Annotated in this window: 18 protein-coding genes and 1 riboswitch; of the genes, 13 read left to right on the forward strand and 5 right to left on the reverse strand. The window is 63.4% G+C overall.

Annotation, left to right across the window (positions count from 1 at the left end; translation table 11 throughout):
* The first annotated feature begins 88 nt into the window (after positions 1 to 88).
* The 7 genes from dusB (at position 89) to AC07VL_RS17200 (ending at position 6,162) form a co-directional block, all read left to right on the forward strand.
* Positions 89 to 1,129, forward strand: coding sequence for a tRNA dihydrouridine synthase DusB (dusB, locus tag AC07VL_RS17170; protein ID WP_494806906.1), 1,041 nt, complete (start codon positions 89 to 91; stop codon positions 1,127 to 1,129).
* A gap of 180 nt (positions 1,130 to 1,309) precedes the next feature.
* On the forward strand, positions 1,310 to 1,543 hold the full coding sequence (locus tag AC07VL_RS17175) for a helix-turn-helix domain-containing protein (RefSeq protein ID WP_008445162.1): 234 nt from the start codon (positions 1,310 to 1,312) through the stop codon (positions 1,541 to 1,543).
* A gap of 106 nt (positions 1,544 to 1,649) precedes the next feature.
* On the forward strand, positions 1,650 to 3,236 hold the full coding sequence (purH, locus tag AC07VL_RS17180) for a bifunctional phosphoribosylaminoimidazolecarboxamide formyltransferase/IMP cyclohydrolase (protein WP_494806907.1): 1,587 nt from the start codon (positions 1,650 to 1,652) through the stop codon (positions 3,234 to 3,236).
* A gap of 190 nt (positions 3,237 to 3,426) precedes the next feature.
* A complete protein-coding gene (gene ruvC / locus AC07VL_RS17185; protein ID WP_436478412.1) occupies positions 3,427 to 3,966 on the forward strand; it encodes a crossover junction endodeoxyribonuclease RuvC in 540 nt (179 codons plus the stop codon).
* 55 nt (positions 3,967 to 4,021) lie between these two features.
* Entirely contained in the window at positions 4,022 to 4,600 is a 579-nt protein-coding gene (ruvA, locus tag AC07VL_RS17190) for a Holliday junction branch migration protein RuvA (protein WP_034784779.1), read from the forward strand.
* A 6-nt stretch (positions 4,601 to 4,606) separates the two neighbouring features.
* Positions 4,607 to 5,662, forward strand: coding sequence for a Holliday junction branch migration DNA helicase RuvB (gene ruvB / locus AC07VL_RS17195; protein WP_046683444.1), 1,056 nt, complete (start codon positions 4,607 to 4,609; stop codon positions 5,660 to 5,662).
* 32 nt (positions 5,663 to 5,694) lie between these two features.
* Positions 5,695 to 6,162 carry a YaiI/YqxD family protein gene (locus AC07VL_RS17200; RefSeq protein ID WP_494807047.1) on the forward strand — a complete coding sequence of 156 codons (468 nt, stop codon included), beginning with the start codon at positions 5,695 to 5,697 and terminating at the stop codon, positions 6,160 to 6,162.
* 51 nt (positions 6,163 to 6,213) lie between these two features.
* Here AC07VL_RS17200 and AC07VL_RS17205 read toward each other — a convergent pair whose 3' ends face one another.
* The 4 genes from AC07VL_RS17205 to AC07VL_RS17220 form a co-directional block, all read right to left on the reverse strand.
* On the reverse strand, positions 6,214 to 7,362 hold the full coding sequence (locus AC07VL_RS17205) for an OmpA family protein (RefSeq protein WP_494806908.1): 1,149 nt from the start codon (positions 7,360 to 7,362) through the stop codon (positions 6,214 to 6,216).
* A 13-nt stretch (positions 7,363 to 7,375) separates the two neighbouring features.
* The gene (locus AC07VL_RS17210; RefSeq protein WP_494806909.1) at positions 7,376 to 9,685 is read right to left on the reverse strand and encodes a beta strand repeat-containing protein; all 2,310 of its coding nucleotides are present in this window, start codon (positions 9,683 to 9,685) and stop codon (positions 7,376 to 7,378) included.
* Between the two features lie 273 nt (positions 9,686 to 9,958).
* Complete coding sequence (locus AC07VL_RS17215; RefSeq protein ID WP_121668451.1) at positions 9,959 to 10,405, reverse strand: DUF2147 domain-containing protein; 447 nt, start codon at positions 10,403 to 10,405, stop codon at positions 9,959 to 9,961.
* 164 nt (positions 10,406 to 10,569) lie between these two features.
* A complete protein-coding gene (locus AC07VL_RS17220) occupies positions 10,570 to 13,389 on the reverse strand; it encodes a valine--tRNA ligase (RefSeq protein WP_494806910.1) in 2,820 nt (939 codons plus the stop codon).
* Positions 13,390 to 13,881: 492 nt separating this feature from the next.
* Between AC07VL_RS17220 and AC07VL_RS17225 the strand changes: the two genes are divergently transcribed.
* Positions 13,882 to 14,913, forward strand: coding sequence for a porin (locus AC07VL_RS17225; protein ID WP_494806911.1), 1,032 nt, complete (start codon positions 13,882 to 13,884; stop codon positions 14,911 to 14,913).
* Here AC07VL_RS17225 and AC07VL_RS17230 read toward each other — a convergent pair.
* Positions 14,910 to 16,994 carry a putative bifunctional diguanylate cyclase/phosphodiesterase gene (locus tag AC07VL_RS17230; protein WP_494806912.1) on the reverse strand — a complete coding sequence of 695 codons (2,085 nt, stop codon included), beginning with the start codon at positions 16,992 to 16,994 and terminating at the stop codon, positions 14,910 to 14,912. The two genes, AC07VL_RS17225 and AC07VL_RS17230, sit on opposite strands and share 4 nt — an antisense overlap.
* A 236-nt stretch (positions 16,995 to 17,230) precedes the next feature.
* On the opposite strand from AC07VL_RS17230, the gene AC07VL_RS17235 reads away from it, so the two are divergent.
* From AC07VL_RS17235 to thiC, 5 genes are all read left to right on the forward strand, one after another.
* Positions 17,231 to 17,971 carry a Crp/Fnr family transcriptional regulator gene (locus tag AC07VL_RS17235; RefSeq protein WP_494806913.1) on the forward strand — a complete coding sequence of 247 codons (741 nt, stop codon included), beginning with the start codon at positions 17,231 to 17,233 and terminating at the stop codon, positions 17,969 to 17,971.
* Positions 17,972 to 18,062: 91 nt separating this feature from the next.
* Positions 18,063 to 19,919 (forward strand): PAS domain-containing hybrid sensor histidine kinase/response regulator, encoded by a 1,857-nt coding sequence (locus AC07VL_RS17240; protein ID WP_494806914.1) that lies wholly within the window; start codon positions 18,063 to 18,065, stop codon positions 19,917 to 19,919.
* Positions 19,920 to 19,947: 28 nt separating this feature from the next.
* Positions 19,948 to 20,754, forward strand: coding sequence for a response regulator (locus AC07VL_RS17245; RefSeq protein WP_494806915.1), 807 nt, complete (start codon positions 19,948 to 19,950; stop codon positions 20,752 to 20,754).
* 54 nt (positions 20,755 to 20,808) lie between these two features.
* The gene (locus AC07VL_RS17250) at positions 20,809 to 21,078 is read left to right on the forward strand and encodes a hypothetical protein (protein WP_494806916.1); all 270 of its coding nucleotides are present in this window, start codon (positions 20,809 to 20,811) and stop codon (positions 21,076 to 21,078) included.
* Positions 21,079 to 21,184: 106 nt separating this feature from the next.
* Positions 21,185 to 21,300, forward strand: a riboswitch (TPP riboswitch).
* Positions 21,301 to 21,379: 79 nt separating this feature from the next.
* A complete protein-coding gene (gene thiC, locus AC07VL_RS17255) occupies positions 21,380 to 23,293 on the forward strand; it encodes a phosphomethylpyrimidine synthase ThiC (protein WP_494806917.1) in 1,914 nt (637 codons plus the stop codon).
* The last annotated feature ends 9 nt before the right edge of the window (positions 23,294 to 23,302 follow it).

Genomic DNA, 23,302 nt, shown 5'->3' on the forward strand with positions numbered 1-23,302 from the left:
GACGCACTGAGGTGGAAAAATAGTGCTTATTAATTAGGCAGGGAATCGGTTAAAATAGCAGGTTCCTCCGTCCATTCCAGGTTCTTCAGTGCAAATCGGCCCTTACATTCTGCGCAACAACGTTTTCGTCGCTCCCATGGCGGGCGTGACGGACCGGCCTTTCCGCCAGTTGTGCAAGCAACTGGGTGCCGGTTACGCCGTGTCGGAGATGGCGGCGTCGAATCCGCGCCTGTGGGCGACGGAAAAAAGTTCGCGCCGCACGGACCACGCAGGCGAAATGGAGCCGAAAGCCGTGCAGATCGCCGGCGCCGACCCGCAGGACCTGGCCGACTGCGCCAAATTCAACGTGGACCGGGGCGCGCAGATCATCGACATCAACATGGGCTGCCCCGTCAAAAAGGTGTGCAACAGCTGGTGCGGTTCTGCCCTGTTGCAAAACGAAAGCCTGGTCGAAAAGATCCTGCACGCCGTCGTCAATGCCGTCGACGTGCCCGTCACCCTGAAATTTCGCACGGGCTGGAACCGCGAAAACAAGAATGCCCTGAAAATCGCCCGCATCGCCGAGGAGGCCGGCATCCAGATGCTGACCCTGCACGGCCGCACGCGCGCCGATGGCTACAAGGGCGATGCCGAATATGAAACGATTGCCGCCGTGAAAGCATCGGTGGGCATCCCCGTGGTGGCCAACGGCGACATTACCAGCCCGGAGAAGGCCCGCTTTGTGCTCGATCAAACGGGTGCCGATGCCGTCATGATCGGCCGCGCGGCGCAGGGCCGGCCGTGGATTTGCCGCGAAATCGACCATTTCCTGCGCACCGGTACCTTGTTGCCGGCGCCCTACGTGGACGAAGTGCGCACTCTGATGGACGAGCATTTGCGCGCCCATTACGCGTTTTACGGGGAATTTCTCGGCGTGCGCACGGCGCGCAAGCACATCGGCTGGTACGTGAAGGACCTGGAAGGCGGCGAAGCGTTCCGCCAGCAAATGAACTTGCTGGAGTCGACGGAGGCGCAATTGCTGGCCGTGGATCAATTTTTTGAGTCGCAATGGAAATTTGGCGAACGGTTACAATACCGCCTCTCCGAATCCAGTGAAAGTGGCCTGATAGAAACGGCCACGGCAGCATGAGCAGAAAGCAACGTTTCACCTGTATCCGTTGCGTAAACAGTTGAAAGCAGTACAAGGGCGAGCGCCTATACAGAGCGTCATGCAATATTAATTACAACACCGAGGAAGGATGGCAGCACGCGGACCGCAGGAGCGGCGCGGCGCCGGATGGCCAGGTGTTCAGCCGGTTGAAGCATACAAATGAGCAAAGAAAGCATTCAGGAAGTCGTACAGAAAAGTCTAGAAGATTACTTCAATGACCTGGGCGAACAGCAAGCATCGAATATCTATGACATGGTCGTGCTGACCGTGGAAAAGCCCATCCTGGAAGTCGTGATGACACGCGCCGATGGCAACCAGTCGCACGCCGCGCAGATGCTGGGCATCAACCGCAATACTCTGCGCAAGAAATTGCAGGAGCACGGTTTGCTGTAATGCCGGCATGCAAGTGACGCCAAGATTTGAATCCGCCGCAGCGGGCTGAGCCTGAAGCTGACCGCTGCGCCATTCGCCAAGAACACTTAACCACCTAGCCACAGCCATGATCAAACAAGCTCTCCTCTCCGTTTCCGACAAGACCGGCGTCCTCGACTTCGCCCGTGCCCTGTCCGCCCTCGGCGTCAACCTCCTGTCCACGGGCGGCACCGCCAAATTGCTGGCAGACAACGGTGTTCCCGTCACGGAAGTTGCCGATTACACGGGTTTCCCGGAGATGCTCGATGGCCGTGTGAAGACCCTGCACCCGAAAGTGCACGGCGGTATCCTGGCGCGCCGCGATTTCCCTGAGCACATGTCGAAACTGGTCGAGCATGACATGCCGACCATCGACATGGTGGTCGTCAACCTGTACCCGTTCCAGGGCACGGTGGCCAAGGCCGACTGCACCCTGGAAGACGCGATCGAAAACATCGATATCGGCGGCCCGACCATGCTGCGTTCGGCGGCCAAGAACCACAAGGACGTGGTCGTCATCTGCGACCCGACCGACTACGATGCGGTGCTGGCGGAATTGCGCTCGGCCGACGGCACGGCCGGCGACGTCAGCTACGACACCAAGTTCATGCTGGCTAAAAAAGTCTTTGCGCACACGGCGCAATACGATGGCGCCATCACCAACTACCTGACCAGCCTGGGCCCGACGAAAGTGCACGCCGAGCGCGGCGCCTATCCGCAAATCCTCAACGTGGCCTTTGAAAAAGTGCAGGACATGCGCTACGGCGAGAACCCGCACCAGAGCGCTGCCTTCTACCGCGACCTCGTCACCATCGATGGCGCACTGGCCAACTACCGCCAGCTGCAAGGCAAGGAATTGTCGTACAACAACATCGCCGACGCCGATGCGGCCTGGGAATGCGTGAAGAGCATGGGCGGCTTCGAGCAAAGCGCTGCCTGCGTCATCGTCAAGCATGCGAATCCATGCGGCGTAGCCCTGGGCAAGAATGCGGCCGAAGCGTACGCGCGCGCCCTGCAGACGGACCCGACCTCGGCATTCGGCGGCATCATCGCGTTTAATACCGAACTGGACGGCGCCACCGCCGGCGAAATCGCCAAGCTCTTCGTCGAAGTGCTGATCGCTCCATCGTTCTCCGCCGAAGCGAAACAAATTCTGTCGAGCAAGCAAAACGTGCGCATGCTGGAAATTCCGCTGGGCAATGGCGTCAACGCCATGGACTTCAAGCGCGTCGGCGGCGGTCTGCTGGTGCAATCGCCGGACGCGAAAAACGTCGGCATCGGCGACTTGCGCGTGGTCAGCAAGCTGCAGCCGACGCCGCAGCAATTGTCCGACCTGATGTTCGCCTGGAAAGTGGCGAAATTCGTCAAGTCGAACGCCATCGTCTTCTGCGGCAATAACATGACCTTGGGCGTGGGCGCAGGCCAGATGAGCCGCATCGATTCGGCCCGCATCGCTTCCATCAAGGCACAGAACGCGGGCCTGTCGCTGACGGGTTCCGTCGTGGCGTCGGACGCCTTCTTCCCGTTCCGCGACGGCCTCGACGTCGTCGTCGACGCGGGCGCGACCTGCGTCATCCACCCGGGCGGCTCCATGCGCGACCAGGAAGTGATCGATGCGGCGGACGAGCGCGGCGTTGTCATGCTGTACACGGGAACGCGTCACTTCCGTCATTAAGAAGGCGGTCTAAACCTACTGCGCGGCGCGGGGCGCGGCCTGCGATGCTCACTGTGCTCCAGCACAGTTGCGCTTCTCGGCCACGCCGCATCGCCGCTCGCTACGGTTTATCCCACCTTCCTTAAATGTGACAATACGGCAGGCACCGGTTATTCACCGGTGCCTGCCGTATTCATTATAGAATCTGGCGATGATTATTCTTGGCATCGATCCTGGCCTGCGCACGACGGGCTTTGGGGTCATTGAAAAACACGGCAACAAGCTGCGCTATATCGCGTCGGGGACCGTCAAGACGGGTTCCGAAGGGGAATTGCCGCCGCGCCTGAAGATCATCCTGCAGGGCGTGAGCGAAATCGTCGGCACTTACCAGCCCGATTGCGCGGCCATCGAAAAAGTGTTTGTCAACGTCAATCCCCAATCGACCCTGCTGCTGGGCCAGGCACGGGGCGCGGCCATTTGCGCGCTCGTGCACGCCGACCTGTCGGTGGCCGAATACACGGCCCTGCAAGTGAAACAGGCCGTCACGGGCCACGGCAAGGCGGCCAAGGAGCAGGTGCAGGAGATGGTTTCCCGGCTGTTGTCACTGCCCGGCCTGCCCGGCACGGATGCGGCCGATGCCCTGGGCGTGGCCATTTGCCACGCCAACAGCATCGATGCGCTGGCCATGCTCGGTGCGCTGGCACCGCAGCTGCAGGGCTTGCGTATGAAGCGCGGCCGCCTGGTGGGATAGCTGCATGGCCCTCATAATCCATAAAAACTACGATACACAACATTAGGAACACGCGATGATAGGCCGTCTCTCCGGTATTTTGCTCGAAAAAAATCCGCCACAATTGCTGGTCGATTGCCAGGGCGTCGGCTATGAAGTCGACGTGCCGATGAGCACCTTTTACAACTTGCCCCACGTGGGCGAAAAAGTCGTGCTGTTCACGCACCAGGCCATCCGCGAAGATGCGCATTTGCTGTTTGGCTTCGGCAATGCGGCCGAGCGGGCCGTGTTCCGCCAGTTGATCAAGATCACGGGCGTGGGCGCGCGCATGGCCCTGTCGATTCTCTCGGGCATGACGATTGCCGACCTGGCCCAAGCCATTACCTTGCAGGATTCCGGCCGCCTCGTGAAAGTGCCCGGCATCGGCAAGAAGACGGCGGAACGCCTGCTGCTGGAATTGAAGGGCAAGATCGGTGCGGATCTCGGTCCGCTGGGCGCGCACGCGGCGCCCGATGCCCAGTCGGACATCTTGAACGCGCTTGTCGCGCTCGGCTATTCGGACAAGGAAGCGCTGGCCGCCGTCAAGAACGTGCCGGCCGGCAGCGGCGTGTCCGATGGCATCAAACTGGCGCTGAAAGCGCTGTCGAAAGGCTGATAGGGCATGAGCATCCAGACCGACAGCTTCACGGAACAGCGCATCATCGATGCGGCGCCCATCTCGCACAATGAAGAGGCCATCGAACGGGCCTTGCGCCCGAAGCAGCTCGACGAGTACGTAGGGCAGGAAAAGATCCGCGACCAGCTGGAAATTTTCATCACGGCCGCGCGCCAGCGCAAGGAAGCGCTCGACCACACCTTGCTGTTCGGCCCGCCGGGCCTGGGCAAGACGACCCTGGCGCACATCATCGCCCGCGAAATGGGCGTCAATCTGCGCCAGACGTCCGGCCCCGTGCTGGAGCGCCCGGGCGACCTGGCGGCGATTTTGACGAACCTGGAAGCGAACGACGTCCTGTTCATCGATGAAATCCACCGCCTGTCGCCCGTCGTGGAAGAGATTTTGTATCCTGCACTTGAGGATTATCAAATCGATATCATGATCGGCGAAGGCCCAGCCGCCCGCTCCGTGAAACTCGACCTGCAGCCGTTTACATTAGTGGGCGCCACCACGCGCGCCGGCATGCTGACCAACCCGCTGCGCGACCGCTTCGGCATCGTCGCCCGCCTGGAGTTCTACAACACGGGCGAACTGACGAAGATCGTCACGCGCAGCGCCGCCTTGCTGAAGGCGCCCATCGACCCGGAAGGCGCGATTGAGATCGCCCAGCGCGCGCGCGGCACGCCCCGCATCGCCAACCGCCTGCTGCGCCGCGTGCGCGATTTCGCGGAAGTCAAAAGCAATGGCGAGATCACCAAGGTGGTGGCCGACCGTGCCCTGGCCATGCTCGACGTCGATTCCGCCGGTTTCGACGTGATGGACCGTAAATTGCTCGAAGCCGTACTGTTCAAGTTCGGCGGCGGCCCCGTCGGCATCGGCAACCTGGCGGCCGCCATCGGCGAAGCGGCCGACACCATCGAAGATGTGCTGGAACCTTACCTGATACAGCAAGGTTTCTTGCAGCGCACGCCCCGCGGCCGGGTCGCCACGCCGGCCGCCTACCTGCACTTCGGCGTCAGCGCGCCGCGCATGGGCCCGGGCGGCGAAGCGTGGGAACTGTGATGGCGGACGAGGGAAGGCCGGGCATGCCGGGCATGCAGATCTGGATCGACGCGGATGCCTGTCCCGTGGTCATCAAGGACATTTTGTACCGCGTGGCCGACCGCCTGGAGTTGCCGCTCACCCTGGTGGCCAACCAGGGCTTGCGCGTGCCGCCGTCGCGCTTCATCCGCACCGTGCAAGTGCCGTCCGGCGCCGACGTAGCCGACCAGGAAATCGTGCGCCTGCTCAACCCGGGCGACCTGGTGATCACGGGCGACATCCCGCTGGCCGCCGACGTGCTGGCCAAGGGCGGCTATGCCCTGAATCCCCGTGGCGAGTTTTACACAAAGGATAATATCGCCCAGCAACTGACCATGCGCGCCTTCATGGAAGAATTGCGCAGCGGCGGCGTGGACACGGGTGGCCCGGCTGCCTTCAGCCAGTCGGACCGCCAGCAGTTCGCCAACAGCCTGGACCGGCATCTGAGCAAGCACCACCGCAAGCCTGCTCCGGCAGCATAATCCGCAGACGAAAAAAAACCGGCGTAAGCCGGTTTTTTGTGCGCGTCAAACTTAACGCATGACTTTTCTCGTGCCCACGACTTCCACCGTCACGCGGCGGTTCTTGGCGCGGCCGGCGGCACTCGTGTTGTCGGCCACGGGCTGCGTTTCTCCCTTGCCTTCCGTGTAGACGCGGCCCGTCTCCACGCCTTGCGCCACCAGGTAAGCCTTGACGGCTTCGGCGCGGCGCAGGGACAGTTTCTGGTTGTAGGCAGCGGAACCGACGGCATCCGTATGGCCCACCGTGACGATCACCTCCACATCCATGCCGTGCAACTGGCCCAGCAGCTGGTCCAGCGCCGCCTTGCCTTGCGGCTTGAGCGTCGATTGATCGAAATCAAACAGCGCCTCCGCGGCAAACGACACTTTTTCCGAGACGGGGGCCGGGGCCGGTTCGGCCACGGCGACGGGCGCCGGCATGCTTTCGCTGATCGGCGGCAATGCCGCCGGTGGCGCGGGCTGGTAGGCCGGCGTGGCGCTGGCCGGGCGGCCCAGTTTATACACGAGGCTGACGGAATACAGGTCCGCATCGCCGCGGTTGCCGACGGCATCGTTCACGCGATAGCGCTCCACTTCGCCGCGCAGGGCCAGCGCTTCGCTGAACTTGTATTCCAGGCCCAGGCCCAGCTTGGCGTTGAGCTTGCGCTCGCTCGCATGCATGTTGGACGAACCCAGCAGGCGGTTGCCGCTGAACTCCGTGCTGGTCTTCGTGTAATGCATGCCGACGCGGCCCAGCAGTGACAAACGCTGCGACAGCGGAAGCTGGCCCAGCAAGTCCAGGTTCACGCCGCGAAAGCCCGCTTGCCCGTTGAGTACGCCGTTGCCGCTGGTGGTGGACTGGAAGTCGAACTTGCCCAGGTCAAAGTAGCCCGCTTCCACGGCGACATACTGGTTCAGTTGCCGGCCGACAAACAGTTTATAGCCGGTGTCGCGCTGGTCCTTGGCAAAACCGGTGACGGTCTCGCCATTGGCGGCCAGGCTGGCGCGCAGGCGCGGCTCGTCGATGGTGGCGCGCGACTGGCCTACGCCCGCGCCGAGGTACCAGGCGCTGTTGGCCCAGTCCGGGTTGATGAAGGTGTTGTCCTGCGCCTGTGCCGCTTGCGCCGCCAGCAAGGCGCCGGCCATTACGCCCAGGGCGCCCAGTGTGTGTGCGATAGTCATGGTCATGTCCCGATTATTTGGTGATCTGGTTGTTGCGCAGGGTGACGGCGGCAGCCGTCAGCACGCGGCCGTTGAGCAGGGTCGTGTTGTCGCCCACCGTGATGGCGGCCGACTGGCCCAGGATATTGCCCTTGAAGACGCTGTTGGCGGCCAGGGTGGTGGGGCCGACGGGCAGCCAGGTGACGTTGTCGGCCGTGGCGCCGTTGTTCAGGGCCACCACCGAATTGACGGTCGAGTTCAGGGTCAGCGCCGTGCGGAAGATGTACACGCCGGGACCGTTCAGGGTCAGCGTGCCCGTGATGCTGATGGCGCCCGCATAGCAGTACACGCCCGGGCCGAAGGTCTGGCCGCCCAGGTCGATGCCGCCGGCAAAGCTGACGTCGCAGCTGCGGCTGTTGCCGTCCGTGATCGCCGCTTGTAAATCCGTCATGGCGCCGGCAAGGATGGCGCCCGACTTGTAGTTATTAAAACCTGCCGCCTGGGTCGGATCGACGGTTTGCGACGGCGCACCGACGTCGCCCGTGACCAGGGTGGTGCCGCCCGAATTGTTGGTGATCGAGGTGCCGGCCAGCACGCCGAACGGTGCCGCGCGGCCCAGGATGATCGGGTTCAGGACGGGCGGGATGGCGACTGCCGTGACGGTCAGCAGCGCGCTGCCTGACTGGCCGCCGGAGGTGGCGGTGATCGTGCTGGTGCCGGCGGTAATGCCCGTGGCGATGCCCGTGTTCAGCACCGTGGCCGTGGCGATGCTGCCCGAAGTCCAGGTAGCGCTGTTGGTGATGACGGCGTTCGAGTTATCGGAATAGGTAGCCGTGGCAACGAATTGCTGCACGCCGCCGACGGCGATGCTGGCCGTTGCCGGCGTGACGGCGATGCTGACCAGGGTGGCCGCAGGCACGGTGACGGTGGTGCTGGCGTTCTTGCCGTTAAAGCTGGCTGTCATGATGCTGCTGCCAAAGGCAACGCCCGTCACCAGGCCGCCGCTGGCGACGCTGGCTGCAGCTGGTGTGGCGGAAACGAAGGCGCTGCCGGCCGTGACGTCGACGCTGCTGCTGTCCGAGTAGGTGGCAATGACGGCCAGCTGGCGCGTGGCGGCGATCTGCACGGTCGGGGCTTGCGGCGTGACGGCGATCGACACGAGGACCACGGGTGGCGGCACGACCACGGCGGTGACGCTCAGGAGGGCGCTGCCGGACAGGGCGCCGGAGGTGGCGGTGATGCTGGCGGTGCCGGCGGTGATACCCGTGGCCACACCCGTGTTGAGCACGGTGGCCGTGGCTGGCGCTGCGCTCGTCCACAGGGCGCTGGCCGTGATGTTGGCCGTCGAGTTATCCGAATAGGTCGCGGTGGCGATGAATTGCTGCGTGGCGCCGACGGTGATGCTGGCCGTCGCTGGCGTGACGGCAATGCCGGTCAGGGTGACGGCCGGTACGGTGACGGTGGTGCTGGCGCTCTTGCCGCCGAAGCTGGCCGTCATGATGCTGCTGCCCGAGGCGACGCCGGTGACCAGGCCGCTGGCGCCGACCTTGGCCGACGCGGCATTGGCCGCGCTGTAGGTGCTGCTGGCGCTGACGTCCGGGGTGGTGCCGTCCGAATAGGTGGCGATGACGGTCAGCTGGCGCGTGGCGGCGACCGGCACGGTCGGGTTTTGCGGCGTGACGGCGATCGACAGCAGCACGGCTGGCGTGACGGTCAGCACGGTGCTGGCGGTCAGGGTGCCCGTGGAGGCCGTGATCTGCGTGGTGCCGGCAACCTTGCCCAGCGCCAAGCCGCCAGCGGCGATGCTCGCCGTGGCAGGGCTGGCCGAAGCAAAGGCCGACACTGCCGTGACGTCGCGCGTGCTGCCGTCGCTGAAGCTGCCGGCCACCGCAAATTGCTGCGTGCCGCCGATGGCGATGGCCGGGGTGAGCGGGGCGATGGCGATGGCCGTCAGGGTGGCGGGCGACACGGTCAATTGCGCCGCGGCACTCTTGCCGCCGAAAGTGGCGGTGATGCTGCTGCTGCCGGCGGTCACGCCGGCAGCGACGCCACTGCTGGCGTTGACGGTGGCGGCCGCTGGCGTGGCGGAAGTCCATGCCGACCTGGCGCTGACGTCCTGCGAGGAGCCATCGCTATACGTGGCGATCGCCGTGAATTGCTGGCCGGCGCCGATGGCGACCGTGGCCGTTGCTGGCGTGACGGCCAGGCTGGACAAGGTGGCGCCCGGCAAGCCGAGGATGGGTTCGCGTCCCTGGTCGCCGCCGCCGCAACCGGCCAGGGCGGTCATGGCCAGAAAACCTGCCGAGACGAGCAGCGGGTTCAAGTATCGCTTGAAGAGATTCATATAGTTCCTTTGTGCATGGCAGTCATTGCCGGGCATCCGCGGATGAGGTCACCCGGCAGAGCCATGCCGCCCGTCGCTACAGGGCGATGGCGTCACAGACCTGCACTATTTCACTTAGGAAACTTCAAGTATGTTCGGTGGCGCGCATAGCCTGTCTTTGGCTGGAAATCGGCGCAAACGCGAGCAATTCGGCCTCGAAAACAACGGCCGTGTGCGGAAGATAGACACAAAAAAGCCGGCGCAGCGGCCGGCTTCGATAGCGCAGGGGAGGGATTATTCTTCGCGCAGCCAAGTTTGCGTGCGGCCCAGCATCGGTATGCCCTTGTAAGCGCGCATGCTGATTTTCTTGCCGCCATCGCTCAGACTGATTTTGCTTTTATAGACAGTGCCATTTTTGGGATCGACGATTTCACCGCCGGTAAATTCGTTGCCATCTTTTTTCAGGCCAGTCAGGATCACCATGCCGATAACGGGCTGATCCTTGCGTGCACCTTCGCACTTTTCACACTTTGGGCTCTGGTCTTCATTCGGCTCGCGGAACAGCTTTTCAATCTGGCCTTGCAGTACGCCATTGTTTTCCGTGATGCGTATCAGCGCCTTTGGCTTGCCAGTCTCATCGTCGATGTTTTTCCACAGGCCAACCGGCGATACATCTGCAGCCAAGGCGAGGGCAGGGGCGACGCACAGCATGGCACTGATGGCAAATGCGGCAAATTTCATGGTAAGTCTCCTCATTGGTTTTTGTTTGTCGAGTGTAGCAAATAAATGACCGGTCGTACTATTTTCTACTAAATTTAACGCTTAACCATGACAGCATAGGCGCATGGCCAAAAAAAAGCCGCCCGGTAGGGCGGCTTTTCAACTGCAACATTGCTTGGGTTTGCTTAGGATGCTGACAACTTGGCAAACTGCTCGCGCATCTTTTCCAGCGTCGCGGAGAAGTTAGCGACGCGGGCTTTTTCCTGCGCCACCACTTCAGCCGGTGCGCGGGCGACAAAACTTTCGTTCGACAGTTTGCCGTTGGCTTTGTTGATCTCGCCTTCAAGACGTGCCATTTCTTTCGACAGGCGCTCGCGTTCGGCCGCCACGTCGATTTCCACTTTCAGCATCAGCTTGGTGGTGCCGACGATGGCGACGGCCGCCGGCGAGTCCGGCAGCGCATCGACGATCTGCACTTCGGCCAGCTTGCCCAGCGACTGGATGTACGGTGCGTACGACGCCAGCGCGGCCTTTTCCGTCGCATTGCTTGCCTCGACGATCAGCGGCACGCGCACGGATGGCGAGATCTGCATTTCGCCGCGCAGGTTGCGCGTCGCGTCCGTCAAGGCTTTCAGCTGCTGCATCCACGCTTCGGCCGATTCGTCGATCTTGTCGGTGTTGGCGATCGGATACGGCTGCATCATGATGGACACGCCCTTGGGCTCACCGTCGGCCTTCGGCAGCTTGCCGGCCAGCGGCGCAACGCTCTGCCACAGCGCTTCCGTGACGAACGGAATGATCGGATGGGCCAGGCGCAGCACCACTTCCAGCACGCGCAGCAGGGTGTGGCGGGTGGCGCGCTGCTGGCCTTCCGTGCCTTGCTGTACTTGCACTTTAGCTACTTCCAGGTACCAGTCGCAATACTCGTCCCAGACGAATTTGTAGATGGTGGCGGCGATGTTGTCGAAACGGAAGTCTTCGAAGCCCTTGGCCACGTCCAGTTCCGCCTTTTGCAGCAGGGAGATGATCCACTTGTCCGCTTGCGACAGATCAACGTCGTTCGCCGTGCAATCCTTGCCTTCCGTATTCATCATGACGAAACGCGTGGCGTTCCACATCTTGTTGCAGAAGTTGCGGTAGCCTTCGCAGCGGCCCAGGTCGAAATTGATATTGCGGCCCAGCGATGCATAGCTGGCCATGGTGAAGCGCACGGCGTCCGTGCCGTAGGCGGAAATGCCTTCCGGGAATTCCTTGCGCGTTGCCTTGGTGATCTTTTCCGCGTCGCGCGGGTTCATCAGGCCCGTCGTGCGCTTGACGATCAAGCCTTCCAGATCGATGCCGTCGATCAGGTCGATCGGGTCCAGCGTGTTGCCTTTGGACTTGGACATCTTTTGCCCCGTCGAATCGCGCACGAGGCCGTGCACGTAGACGGTTTCAAACGGCACCTTGCCCGTGAAGTGCGCCGTCATCATGACCATGCGCGCGACCCAGAAGAAGATGATGTCGAAACCCGTCACCAGCACGGACGATGGCAGGAAAGCCTTCATGTCCGGGGTTTCTTCAGGCCAACCCATCGTCGAGAACGGCACCAGGGCGGACGAGAACCACGTGTCGAGCACGTCGTCGTCGCGTTTCAAGGGGCCCGTGCTGCCGGCGGCCAGGGCCTTGGCTTCCGCTTCGGCTTGCGTTTTCGCAACAAAGATATTGCCCTTGTCGTCGTACCAGGCCGGAATTTGATGGCCCCACCACAGCTGGCGCGAGATGCACCAGTCCTGGATGTTGTTGAGCCACTGGTTGTAGGTGGTGCTCCAGTTTTCCGGCACGAACTTGATTTCGCCGCTGGCTACTTTATCCAGCGCCGTTTCCGCGATCGACTTGCCCGGGAAGAAAGTGCCTTCCGGGGCCGGCTTGCTCATGGCGACAAACCACTGGTCCGTCAGCATCGGTTCGATGACGACGCCCGTGCGGTCGCCGCGCGGCACCATCAATTTATGCGGCTTGACCTGTTCCAGCAAGCCTTGCGCGTCCAGGTCGGCGACGATCTGCTTGCGCGCGGCGAAGCGGTCCATGCCGCGATACGCTTCGGGTGCGTCGTCCGTGATCTTCGCGTCCAGCGTCAGGATGACGATCTGCGCCAGTTTGTGGCGCTGGCCCACGGCGTAATCGTTCATGTCGTGCGCCGGGGTAATCTTCACGCAGCCCGTGCCGAATTCCTTGTCGACGTATTCGTCGGCGATGATGGGGATTTCGCGGTCGGTCAATGGCAGCTTGAGCATCTTGCCCACCAGCGCCGTGTAGCGCTCGTCCGTCGGATCGACGGCCACGGCCACGTCGCCCAGCATGGTTTCCGGACGGGTGGTGGCCACCGTCAGGAAACCGCTGCCGTCGGCCAGCGGGTACTTGATGTACCACATGGAGCCGTCTTCTTCCTCGGACACCACTTCCAGGTCGGACACGGCCGTGCCCAGCACGGGGTCCCAGTTCACCAGGCGCTTGCCGCGGTAGATCAGGCCCTGCTCGAACAGGCGCACGAAGACGTCGGTGACGACTTTCGAGCGCGGCTCGTCCATGGTGAAGTATTCGCGCTGCCAGTCGGCCGAGGCGCCCAGGCGGCGCATCTGGCCGGTGATGATGGAACCGGATTTTTCTTTCCATTCCCACACTTTTTCCACGAATTTCTCGCGGCCCAGGTCATGGCGCGAAATCTTTTGCGCGTCCAGCTGGCGCTGCACGACGATCTGCGTGGCGATGCCCGCGTGGTCGGTGCCCGGGATCCAGGCCGTGTTGTGGCCCAGCATGCGGTGGTAGCGGGTCAGGCCATCCATGATGGTCTGGTTGAACGCATGGCCCATGTGCAGGGTGCCGGTGACGTTCGGCGGCGGCAACTGGATGCTGAAGGAAGGTTTTCCCGCATCGAGGGTGGCGGTAAAGTAACCGCGCTGTTCCCACTCGGTGCGCCAGAATTGTTCAATGTCGGCGGGCTCGAAAGACTTGGCTAATTCCATGATTTGGCGTGTGATTGGCAAAAGGAACCATTATAGATGACGCGGCATCGCCTGCACTGCGGCAACCGGCCTTTTTCAGTGTTTTCGCGGCTTTGCGGCCCGTTTGGCGGCAACGGAACGGGGGTGAAAGCGCTGACGATGTTATAATGCCGGCCTCGGCGCCTCCTGCCTCAACTTTGCGGACGGCGCCAGCGGACGCAGTTTTATCCAACTCCCGTCCGCGCCACCCGGCCAGCGCATCTGCGATGCCTGCCAATTCAGTGCGTCCCCTGCGGGCCGGGCGCCTGAGCCACGCGCACCGCCAGCGGTGCACCATTCACGGCGGACCACCGCGCGCCATCGTTCACCGGCCGCGCCGCCACAGCTTAGCCAGGAATGTTGTTATCTGGCCAGTCGTCTTTCGATACGGCACTGATCCACGGCGCGCCTTGCCGCCTGTGGGCTTGCCATGGCCGCGCGCTTTCCCGGTTTCGCCTGCATAAGGAAACCACCATGAAGAAAATCTGTCTCGCACTCGCTGCCCTGGGCGCCTTGCCCGCCGTCCACGCCCAGTCGTCCGTCACCGTGTATGGCTTGATGGATGCGGCCCTGGTGCAGGAACGCGGCATCAGCAAGCTCACCAGTGGCGTCTCGGCCGGTTCGCGCCTCGGTTTCCGGGGCACGGAAGCGCTGGGCGATGGCTGGCAAGCCGTCTTCACCCTGGAAGCGGGCTTGCTCAGCGACACGGGCCGCTCGGACCAGGCGGGGCAATTGTTCGGCCGCCAGGCCTTCGTCGGCCTCAACAGCCCGCTGGGCATGCTGACCGTGGGCCGCCAGTACAACCTGCAAAGCCAGGCGCTGACGGACGTGGCCGACCCGTTCGAGGGCGGCATGGCGGGCGCTTCGACCAACCTGGCCGGCTATTCGGCCACGCGCATCGACAATACCGTGCGCTACACCTCGCCGGAATGGCGCGGCGTCACGGGCACGGTCATGTATGGCTTTGGCGAACACACGGGAATTGCGGCAGATCAACGCTCGCTGGGCCTGGCCCTGGGCTACGTCAACGGTCCGTTGACCCTGCGCCTGGCGCGCCAGAGCCGTGGCGGCGATGTCGGCAAGGCCGACGCCAACAACACCATTTTGGCCGGCAACTACAACTTTGGCGTGGCCACGGCCTTTGCCGGCTATGGCCGCAACACGGGCGACGGCAGTTCCATGTTCTTTGCGGAAAATCCGTACGGCGCGGCGCAGGCGCCCGCCGCTTCGACGGACAGCCGCGACGCCATCGTCGGCGTTTCCGTGCCGCTGGGCGCGACCACCCTGCTGGCCTCCTTCATCCACAAGGATGACCGCGATGCGGCCAACCGCGACGCGCAGCAGCTGGCCGTCGGTGCCACGTATGCCTTGTCCAAGCGCAGCAAGGTCTATGTTGCCTACGCGCACATCCGCAACCGCAACGGTGCCGCCTACATGGTGGGCAACGCCACGGAAGTGGGCAGCGGCGACCGGGCCTTGAACATCGGCTTGCGTCACGCCTTCTAGGCGGGCAGCATTTTTCCCTGCATCAACAGTTCCCCGAAGGCGGGCGCGGCCAGCGGGCGGCTGAACAGGTAGCCCTGCATCTGGTCGCAGCCGTGCTGGCGCAGGAAGGCCAGCTGCTGCGCCGTTTCCACGCCTTCGGCAATCACCTTCAGGCGCAGGCTGTGCGCCAGCGAAATGATGGCGCGCACGATGGCCGCGTCGTCGTCGCTGTGCGTGATGTCGCTGACGAAGGATTTGTCGATTTTCAAGACGTCGATGGGGAAGTGGCGCAGGTAGGCCAGGCTGGAATAGCCCGTGCCGAAGTCATCGATGGACAGTTGCACGCCCAGCGCCTTGAGCTTGTCCATGGTGGCCGTGGCTTGTTCCACGTCACGCATGACCATGCTTTCCGTCAACTCCAATTCCAGCAGGGCCGCATCAAGTCCCGTCGCCTCCAGCGTCTGCGCCACGGCGTGCAGCAGGTTCTTTTGCTTGAATTGCCGCGCCGACAAATTGACGGCCAGGCGCAGCGGACCATGGCCGGCCAGCTGCCAGGCGCGCGTCTGGGCGCATGCCGTGCGCAGGACCCAGTCGCCGATGGGGATGATCAAGTCCATTTCCTCGGCCAGGCCGATGAAATCGATGGGGGGAATGCGTCCCAGCTGCGGGTGGGTCCAGCGCAGCAGCGCTTCCATGCCCACCACCTTGCCGCTGGCCAGGTCCAGCTGGGGCTGGTATTCGAGGTGGAACTGGTCCCGCGCCAGCGCGTGGCGCAGCTCGCTTTCCAGTCCCAGCCGCTCCAGGGTGCCCGCATTCATGCTCGCGGCATAGAATTGCCAGTGGCCCCGTCCCTGTTCCTTGGCGCGGTACATGGCGATGTCGGCGTGCTTGACCAGGGTATCGGCATCCTGGCCATCGGCGGGGTACACGGCCACGCCCATGCAGCAGCTGAGCATGAATTCGTACTCGCCCAGCTGCAGCGGCTGGGCCACGGCGTCGAGGATGCGCTGCAAGGTGGCCGCGCCCGGTTCGCCGCCGCCATGCTGGGGCAGCAGCAGCACGAATTCGTCGCCGCCCAGGCGCGCCACCGTATCGACTTCGCGCGTGGCGTCGCGCAGGCGCCCGGCCACGTTTTGCAGTACCCGGTCGCCCGCGTCGTGGCCCAGCGTGTCGTTGACGAACTTGAAACGGTCGAGGTCGATAAAGACCACCCACAGGGGCAAATGGTTGCGCCGCGTCACGGCCATCGCCTGTGCCAGCCGTTCGCGCAGCAGGGCCCGGTTGGCCAGGCCCGTGAGGATATCGTGGCGCGACTGGAATTCCATCTCCTGCTCGAAGCGCATGACGGTGCTGATGTCGTATTGCGCGACGACAAAGTGGCTGACGGCGCCGTCGCCATCGTCGCGTACGGGGGCCACGAACAGCTCGCTCCAGTAGCAGCTGCCATCCTTGCGGGCATTGCGCACGATGGCCTTGCCTTCGCGCCGCTCGCGCAGGGCGGCCGTGATGGCGTGCATGTCCTGCCGCCCCTGTTCGGGGCCCTGCAAGTCTTCCAGGCGCTGCCCGATGACTTCGCTGGCCGCGTACCCCGTGATGCGCTCGAAGGCGGGGTTGACGTATTCGATCAGGTAGCCCGGCGCGTCGGCGCTGCACAGGATGATGGCATTGGCCGAGACTTCGATGATGCGCTCGCGCAGCCGCAGCGACTTTTCATTGCGCATGCGCGCGGCGATGTCTTCGGACAGGCGCAGGTTGGCAAACTGCAGGGCCGCCGTGCGTTCACCCGTGATGCGGGCAATCACGGAATTGCGCGATACCAGCTGGTACACATACGCCGTGGCCAGCAGGCTCGACAGCATTCCGCCCAGCAGCACGTACAGCGAGCCGCGGCGGTTCGCATCCAGGGTCAGTCCATGCGCGGGCAGCATGGCCGCGCTCAGCGCATGGCCGCTGGCATGCTGCTGCCACAGCAGCCGGGCGCTTTCCGCTTCGATCTGCCGCGCCGAGACATAGCACAGGGCCGTCAGGCACAGCCCGACGGCCAGGGTCAGCAGGGCCGAGGTGGAGACGGAGATGGAGATGCGCTTGAAGAATGATTGCATGATGGGTCCCGTGGCAGCGCCGGTGCCTATCCATGATCAGGCAGGCCGGGCAGTGACTGACTGTAGGGCGGCAGGCGCCGCAGGGTCCGTTCGGTACCGAACGGACGATCATGCCGATAAGAAATATAGTCGGGCCACCGTGCAAGCAGTGTGTTACGCTGCACACCATGGCGACCCTCGTTCGGACGCCTTTCATCTACCCCCTAGCTGACGACTGGAAACCAGGAAAACTGCCCATGTCGAGTCCGCATGCCCAGCTGCACAACCCGAATCAAAACCATTTGCTCGCCGCCATGCTCGACGCCGATTTCGCGCGCCTGGCGCCCCACCTGGAGCAAGTCTCCATGCTGCTGGGCGACGTGATCTACGACTCGGGCGACAAGCTGCAGCATGTGTATTTCCCCACCACCGCCATCGTTTCCATCCATTACCTGCTGGAAAACGGCGGCTCGTCGGAAATTGCCGGCGTCGGCAACGAGGGCATCGTGGGCGTGTCGCTGTTCATGGGCGGCAATTCGACGCCGAGCCGCGCCGTCGTGCAGACGGGCGGCGTCGGCTACCGGCTCAAGGCCCACCTGCTGATGGCAGAGTTCGATCGCGCCGGCCCCGTCATGCGCTTGCTGCTGCGCTACACGCAAGCGCTGATCACGCAGATGTCGCAGACGGCCGTGTGCAACCGCCACCATACGGTGGAGCAGCAGCTGTGCCGCTGGCTGCTGCTGACCATGGACCGCCTGCCGAACCGCGAGCTGACCATGACGCAGGAACTGATCGCCAACATGCTGGGCGTGCGCCGCGAAGGCGTGACGGAAGCGGCAGGGCGCTTGCAGCAGCGCGGCTTCATCAGCTACCGGCGCGGGCATATCTCCGTGCTGGACCGCGCCGGGCTCGAAGGCCACGTGTGCGAATGCTATGGCGTGGTGAAGAAGGAATTCGCGCGCCTGCTGTCGGACGTGCGCCAGCGCCAGGGCGCCTGAGTCCCCCTTTCCCCCTCTTACTGTTTCATTGCCCGGGCTTCCCATGCACTCAGTTGAAAATAATCCCCATCGCGCCCCGTCGCGCTGGCCCATGGCACTGGCATTCTCGTTCAGCGCCATCGTGCTGCTGGCCGTCGGCGCGCTGGCCTGGCGTGCGCCGTTCGATACGGCGATCCTGATCGAGGCCCTGCTTGGCCTGCTGTTGCTGATGCTGGTGGCGCTGTACCGGCGCACGGCGGCGGCCAGCCTGCCGCGCCAGGTGCTCAAGGCGGGCGCCCTGCAGGACGCCATCTTCAACAGCGCCAATTTCTCGTGCATCGCCACCGATGCGCAGGGCGTGATCCAGATCTTCAACGTGGGCGCCGAACGCATGCTCGGCTATGCCGCCAGCGACGTCGTCGACAAGCTGACGCCGGCCGGAATTTCTGACGCGCAAGAAATCGTCACCCGCGCCGCCGCTCTCAGCGTCGAGCTCGACACGCCCATCACGCCGGGCGTGGAAGCGCTCTTCTTCAAGGCCATGCGCGGCATCGAAGACATCTATGAGCTGACCCACATCCGCAACGATGGCAGCCGCTTTCCCGCCATCGTCTCCGTGACGGCCTTGCGCGATGCGCAGAACAAGGTCATCGGCTACCTGCTGATCGGCACGGACAACACGGCGCGCAAGCAGGTCGAGGCGGAACAGGCGCTGCTGGACCAGCGCCTGCAGGAGCAGCAGGCGTACACGCGCTCGCTCGTCGAGAGCAATAATGCCGAGCTGAAAAAGGCGCGCCAGGTGGCGGAAAAGGCCAACCGCGCCAAATCCGAATTCCTCTCGAGCATGAGCCATGAATTGCGCACGCCGCTGAACGCCGTGCTGGGCTTTGCCCAGCTGATGGCGTCCGACGTGCCGCCGCCCAGCCCGCCGCAGCAGCGTTCGATCGAGCAGATCCTCAAGGGCGGCTGGTACCTGTTGCGTTTGATCAATGAAATCCTCGACCTGGCCATGATCGAATCGGGCAAGGTGACTCTGTCGCAAGAGGCGATGTCGCTGCTCGACGTGCTGCAGGATTGCCAGGCGATGATCGCGCCGCAGGCGGAAAAACGCGGCATCCGCCTGCATTTCCCCCGCTGCGGCCAGGCCTTCTACGTGCATGCGGACCGCACGCGCGTGAAACAGGTGATGATCAACCTGCTGTCGAACGCCATCAAGTACAACCAGGGCGGCGGCGCCGTCACCGTCGAATGCAGCCGCCACGGCGAGAAGGTGCGCGTGAGCGTGCGCGACAGCGGCGCCGGCCTCGATGCGGCCCAGGTGGCGCAGCTGTTCCAGCCCTTCAACCGCCTGGGACAGGAAAACAGCACGGAAGAGGGCACGGGCATCGGCCTCGTCGTCACCAAGCAGCTGGTGGAGTTGATGGGCGGCACCATCGGCGTCGACAGCACGGTGGGCGTGGGCACTACCTTCTGGTTCGAGCTGGCCGCCAGCCGCGCGCCTGCACTGGCGCTGGACGATGGGGATGCGCTGCCACAGGTGCAGGAGCCGCAGGAAAGCCTGCGCACCCTGCTGTACGTGGAAGACAATCCCGCCAACCTGGCGCTGGTGGAGCAACTGATCGCCCGCCGCAGCGACTTGAAGCTGCTGACGGCCATCGATGCGCACCTGGGCATCGACTTGGCGCGCACCTACCAGCCAGACGTGATCTTGATGGATATCAACCTGCCCGGCATCAGCGGCTATGGCGCCCTGCACATCCTGCTCGGCGATCCGCTGACCCGCCACATTCCCGTCATGGCCCTGTCGGCCAACGCCGTGCCGCGCGACATCGAAAAGGGCTTGCAGGCGGGTTTCTTCCGCTATCTGACCAAGCCCATCAAGGTCGTCGAATTCATGGACGCGCTCGACGTGGCCCTGCACCATGCGGCTGCGCATGGCCTGGCCGACGACATTCACGCAGTACGCTAATTCAGCACCCATTTTTAGGAATACCGCCATGCTTCAAGCCACCGAGATCCTGAACGCCAGCATCCTCATCGTCGATGACCAGGAGGCCAACGTCATGCTGCTCGAGCAGGTGCTGCGCAGCGCCGGCTACACGCGCATCACGTCCACCATGGACCCGCAAGCCGTGCGCGCGCTGCACCAGCAGCACCGCTACGACCTGATCCTGCTCGACTTGCAGATGCCGGAAATGGATGGCTTCGAAGTCATGGAAGGCTTGCGCGACCTCGAAGCGGGCAGCTACCTGCCCGTGCTGGTGATCACGGCCCAGCCCGGTCACAAGCTGCGCGCCCTGCAGGCGGGCGCCAAGGATTTCGTCAGCAAGCCCTTCGACCTGGTGGAAGTCAAGACGCGCATCCACAACATGCTGGAAGTGCGCTTGCTGTACCAGAAGCTGGGCGAATACAGCAAGTCGCTGGAAAAGATGGTGGAAGACCGCACGGCGGAATTGCGCGAAAGCGAAGCGCGCTTCCAGCGCTTCACGGAACTGTCGTCCGACTGGTACTGGGAACAGGATGCGCAGGGCAATTTGACGCGCTTTTCCGGCCCCGTGGCCGACATGCTGGGCATCGGCAGCGAGGAAGAGCCGCAGCGCTGGAATGCCAGCGAGCGCGCCTTGCTCGACGCCAAGATTGCTGCGCGGGAACCATTCCTCGACTTTATCTACAGCCGCACGAACGGGGACGGCAGCACGCAGTACCTGCAGGTGAGCGGCGAACCGATGTTCGACAATGGCAGCCGCTTCATCGGCTACCGCGGCATCGGCCTCGACGTCACGCAGCGCCTGCGCAAGGCTTGACGGGCGGCGGGCTGCTTTATACTTGCCGGTATCGATATCGACAAGGAATGCATCATGGCTGACAAATCGCCTCCGGCAACGCCCCCGCGCTACTGGTTCCCCGCCAAGACCTATGGCTGGGGCTGGGGCATGCCCATCACCTGGCAAGGCTGGCTGGTCTTCCTGGCCGCCCTGGGGCTGTTTGCCTGCGGCGCCTTCCTCTTCCCGCCGCAGGAATCGCTGGCCCTGTACATCGTCTATGAAGCCGTCATCGCCGGCGCGCTCGTCGGCGTGTGCTGGCTGAAAGGCGAACCGACGCGCTGGCGCTGGGGCAAGAAGCAATAGGCGCCGTCATCTGTTGCGGCGCAGCAGATACACAAAGACGACAACTGCAAGAAATCATCTGGCCACGCGTCTTGAAACGCGTATAATTGGCTCGCTGCCGCAAGGCGGCAAACGCTAGGGGTCCTGCCTTTCGCTGTGGAAACACGGTGCAAGCGCGGGTGAGAAATACCCTCCGAACCTGATCTGGATAATGCCAGCGAAGGGAAGCTTTAGGATGACCGCACCCCGCTTTTCCGCGTGCGCAATTCCGAACCTCCTTAGCTGGCTCCAGGCTTAAAAATAGTCTAGCCAAGGAGCCAAAATGAACGCCAATCCGAAATTCCTCTCCGCCACCGCCACGGTCGACGAAGCCGCCATCGCGCCGCTGCCCAATTCGCGCAAGATCTACGTGCAGGGCAGCCGCCCCGACATCCGCGTGCCCATGCGCGAAATCAGCCAGTCCGACACGGAAGCGTCGTTCGGCGGCGAAAAGAACCCGCCCATCTACGTCTACGACACCTCCGGCCCGTACACGGACCCGGACGTGCAGATCGACATCCGCTCGGGCCTGGACACGCCGCGCCTGCCATGGATCATGGAGCGGGCCGATACGGAAGAGCTGCCGGGGCCGACGTCCGATTACGGCATCGCCCGCCTGGCGGACCCGAAACTGGCCGAGCTGCGTTTCAACCTGCACCGCAAGCCGCGCCGCGCCATCGCCGGCAAGAACGTGACGCAGATGCATTACGCCCGGCAAGGCATCATCACGCCGGAAATGGAGTTCGTCGCCATCCGCGAAAACATGCGCCGGCAAGAGTATTTGCGCGAACTCAAGGCGTCCGGCCCCATGGGCGAACGCCTGGCCGACCTGATGGGCCGCCAGCACCCGGGCCAGGCCTACGGCGCCAGCATTCCCGCCGAAATCACGGCCGAATTCGTGCGCGAGGAAATCGCCCGCGGCCGCGCCATCATCCCCGCCAACATCAACCACCCGGAAGTGGAGCCGATGATCATCGGCCGCAATTTCCTGGTGAAAATCAACGCGAATATCGGCAATTCGGCCGTGACTTCGTCCATCGGCGAGGAAGTGGAAAAGATGACCTGGGCCATCCGCTGGGGCGGCGACAACGTCATGGATCTGTCCACAGGTAAACATATCCACGAGACGCGCGAATGGATCATCCGCAACAGTCCCGTGCCCATCGGCACCGTGCCCATCTACCAGGCGCTGGAAAAGGTCAACGGCAAGGCCGAAGATCTGACGTGGGAAATCTTCCGCGACACCCTCATCGAGCAGGCCGAGCAGGGCGTCGACTACTTCACCATCCACGCGGGCGTGTTGCTGCGCTACGTGCCGATGACGGCCAAGCGCCTGACGGGCATCGTTTCGCGCGGCGGCTCCATCATGGCAAAGTGGTGCCTGGCGCACCACCAGGAATCGTTCCTCTACACGCATTTCGAAGAGATCTGCGAAATCATGAAGGCCTACGACGTGTCGTTCTCGCTGGGCGACGGCTTGCGTCCCGGCTCCATCTACGACGCCAACGACGAGGCGCAGCTGGGCGAACTGAAGACCCTGGGCGAGCTGACCCAAATTGCCTGGAAGCACGACGTGCAAGTGATGATCGAAGGCCCCGGCCACGTGCCCATGCAATTGATCAAGGAAAACATGGACTTACAGCTGGACCAGTGCGGCGAAGCGCCGTTCTACACCCTGGGCCCGCTGACCACCGATATCGCGCCCGGCTACGACCACATCACGTCGGGCATCGGCGCGGCCCTGATCGGCTGGTACGGCACGGCCATGCTGTGCTACGTGACGCCGAAGGAGCATTTGGGCTTGCCCAACAAGAACGACGTCAAGGACGGCATCATCACCTACAAGATCGCGGCGCACGCGGCCGACCTGGCGAAGGGCCATCCGGGTGCGCAGATCCGCGACAACGCCCTGTCGAAGGCCCGCTTCGAATTCCGCTGGGACGACCAGTTCAACATCGGCCTGGACCCGGACAAGGCGCGCGAATTCCACGATGAAACCTTGCCCAAGGATTCGGCCAAGGTGGCGCATTTCTGCTCCATGTGCGGCCCCCATTTCTGTTCCATGAAGATCACGCAGGAAGTGCGCGAATACGCGGCCGGCATGGGCATCGCGGAAGACAAGGCGCTGCAGCAGGGCATGGAAGTGAAAGCCATCGAATTCATCAAGAACGGCGCCGAGCTGTACCGCAAGGTCTGAAGGAGGGCG

The organism is Janthinobacterium sp. GW821-FHT03C08 (assembly GCF_059420905.1).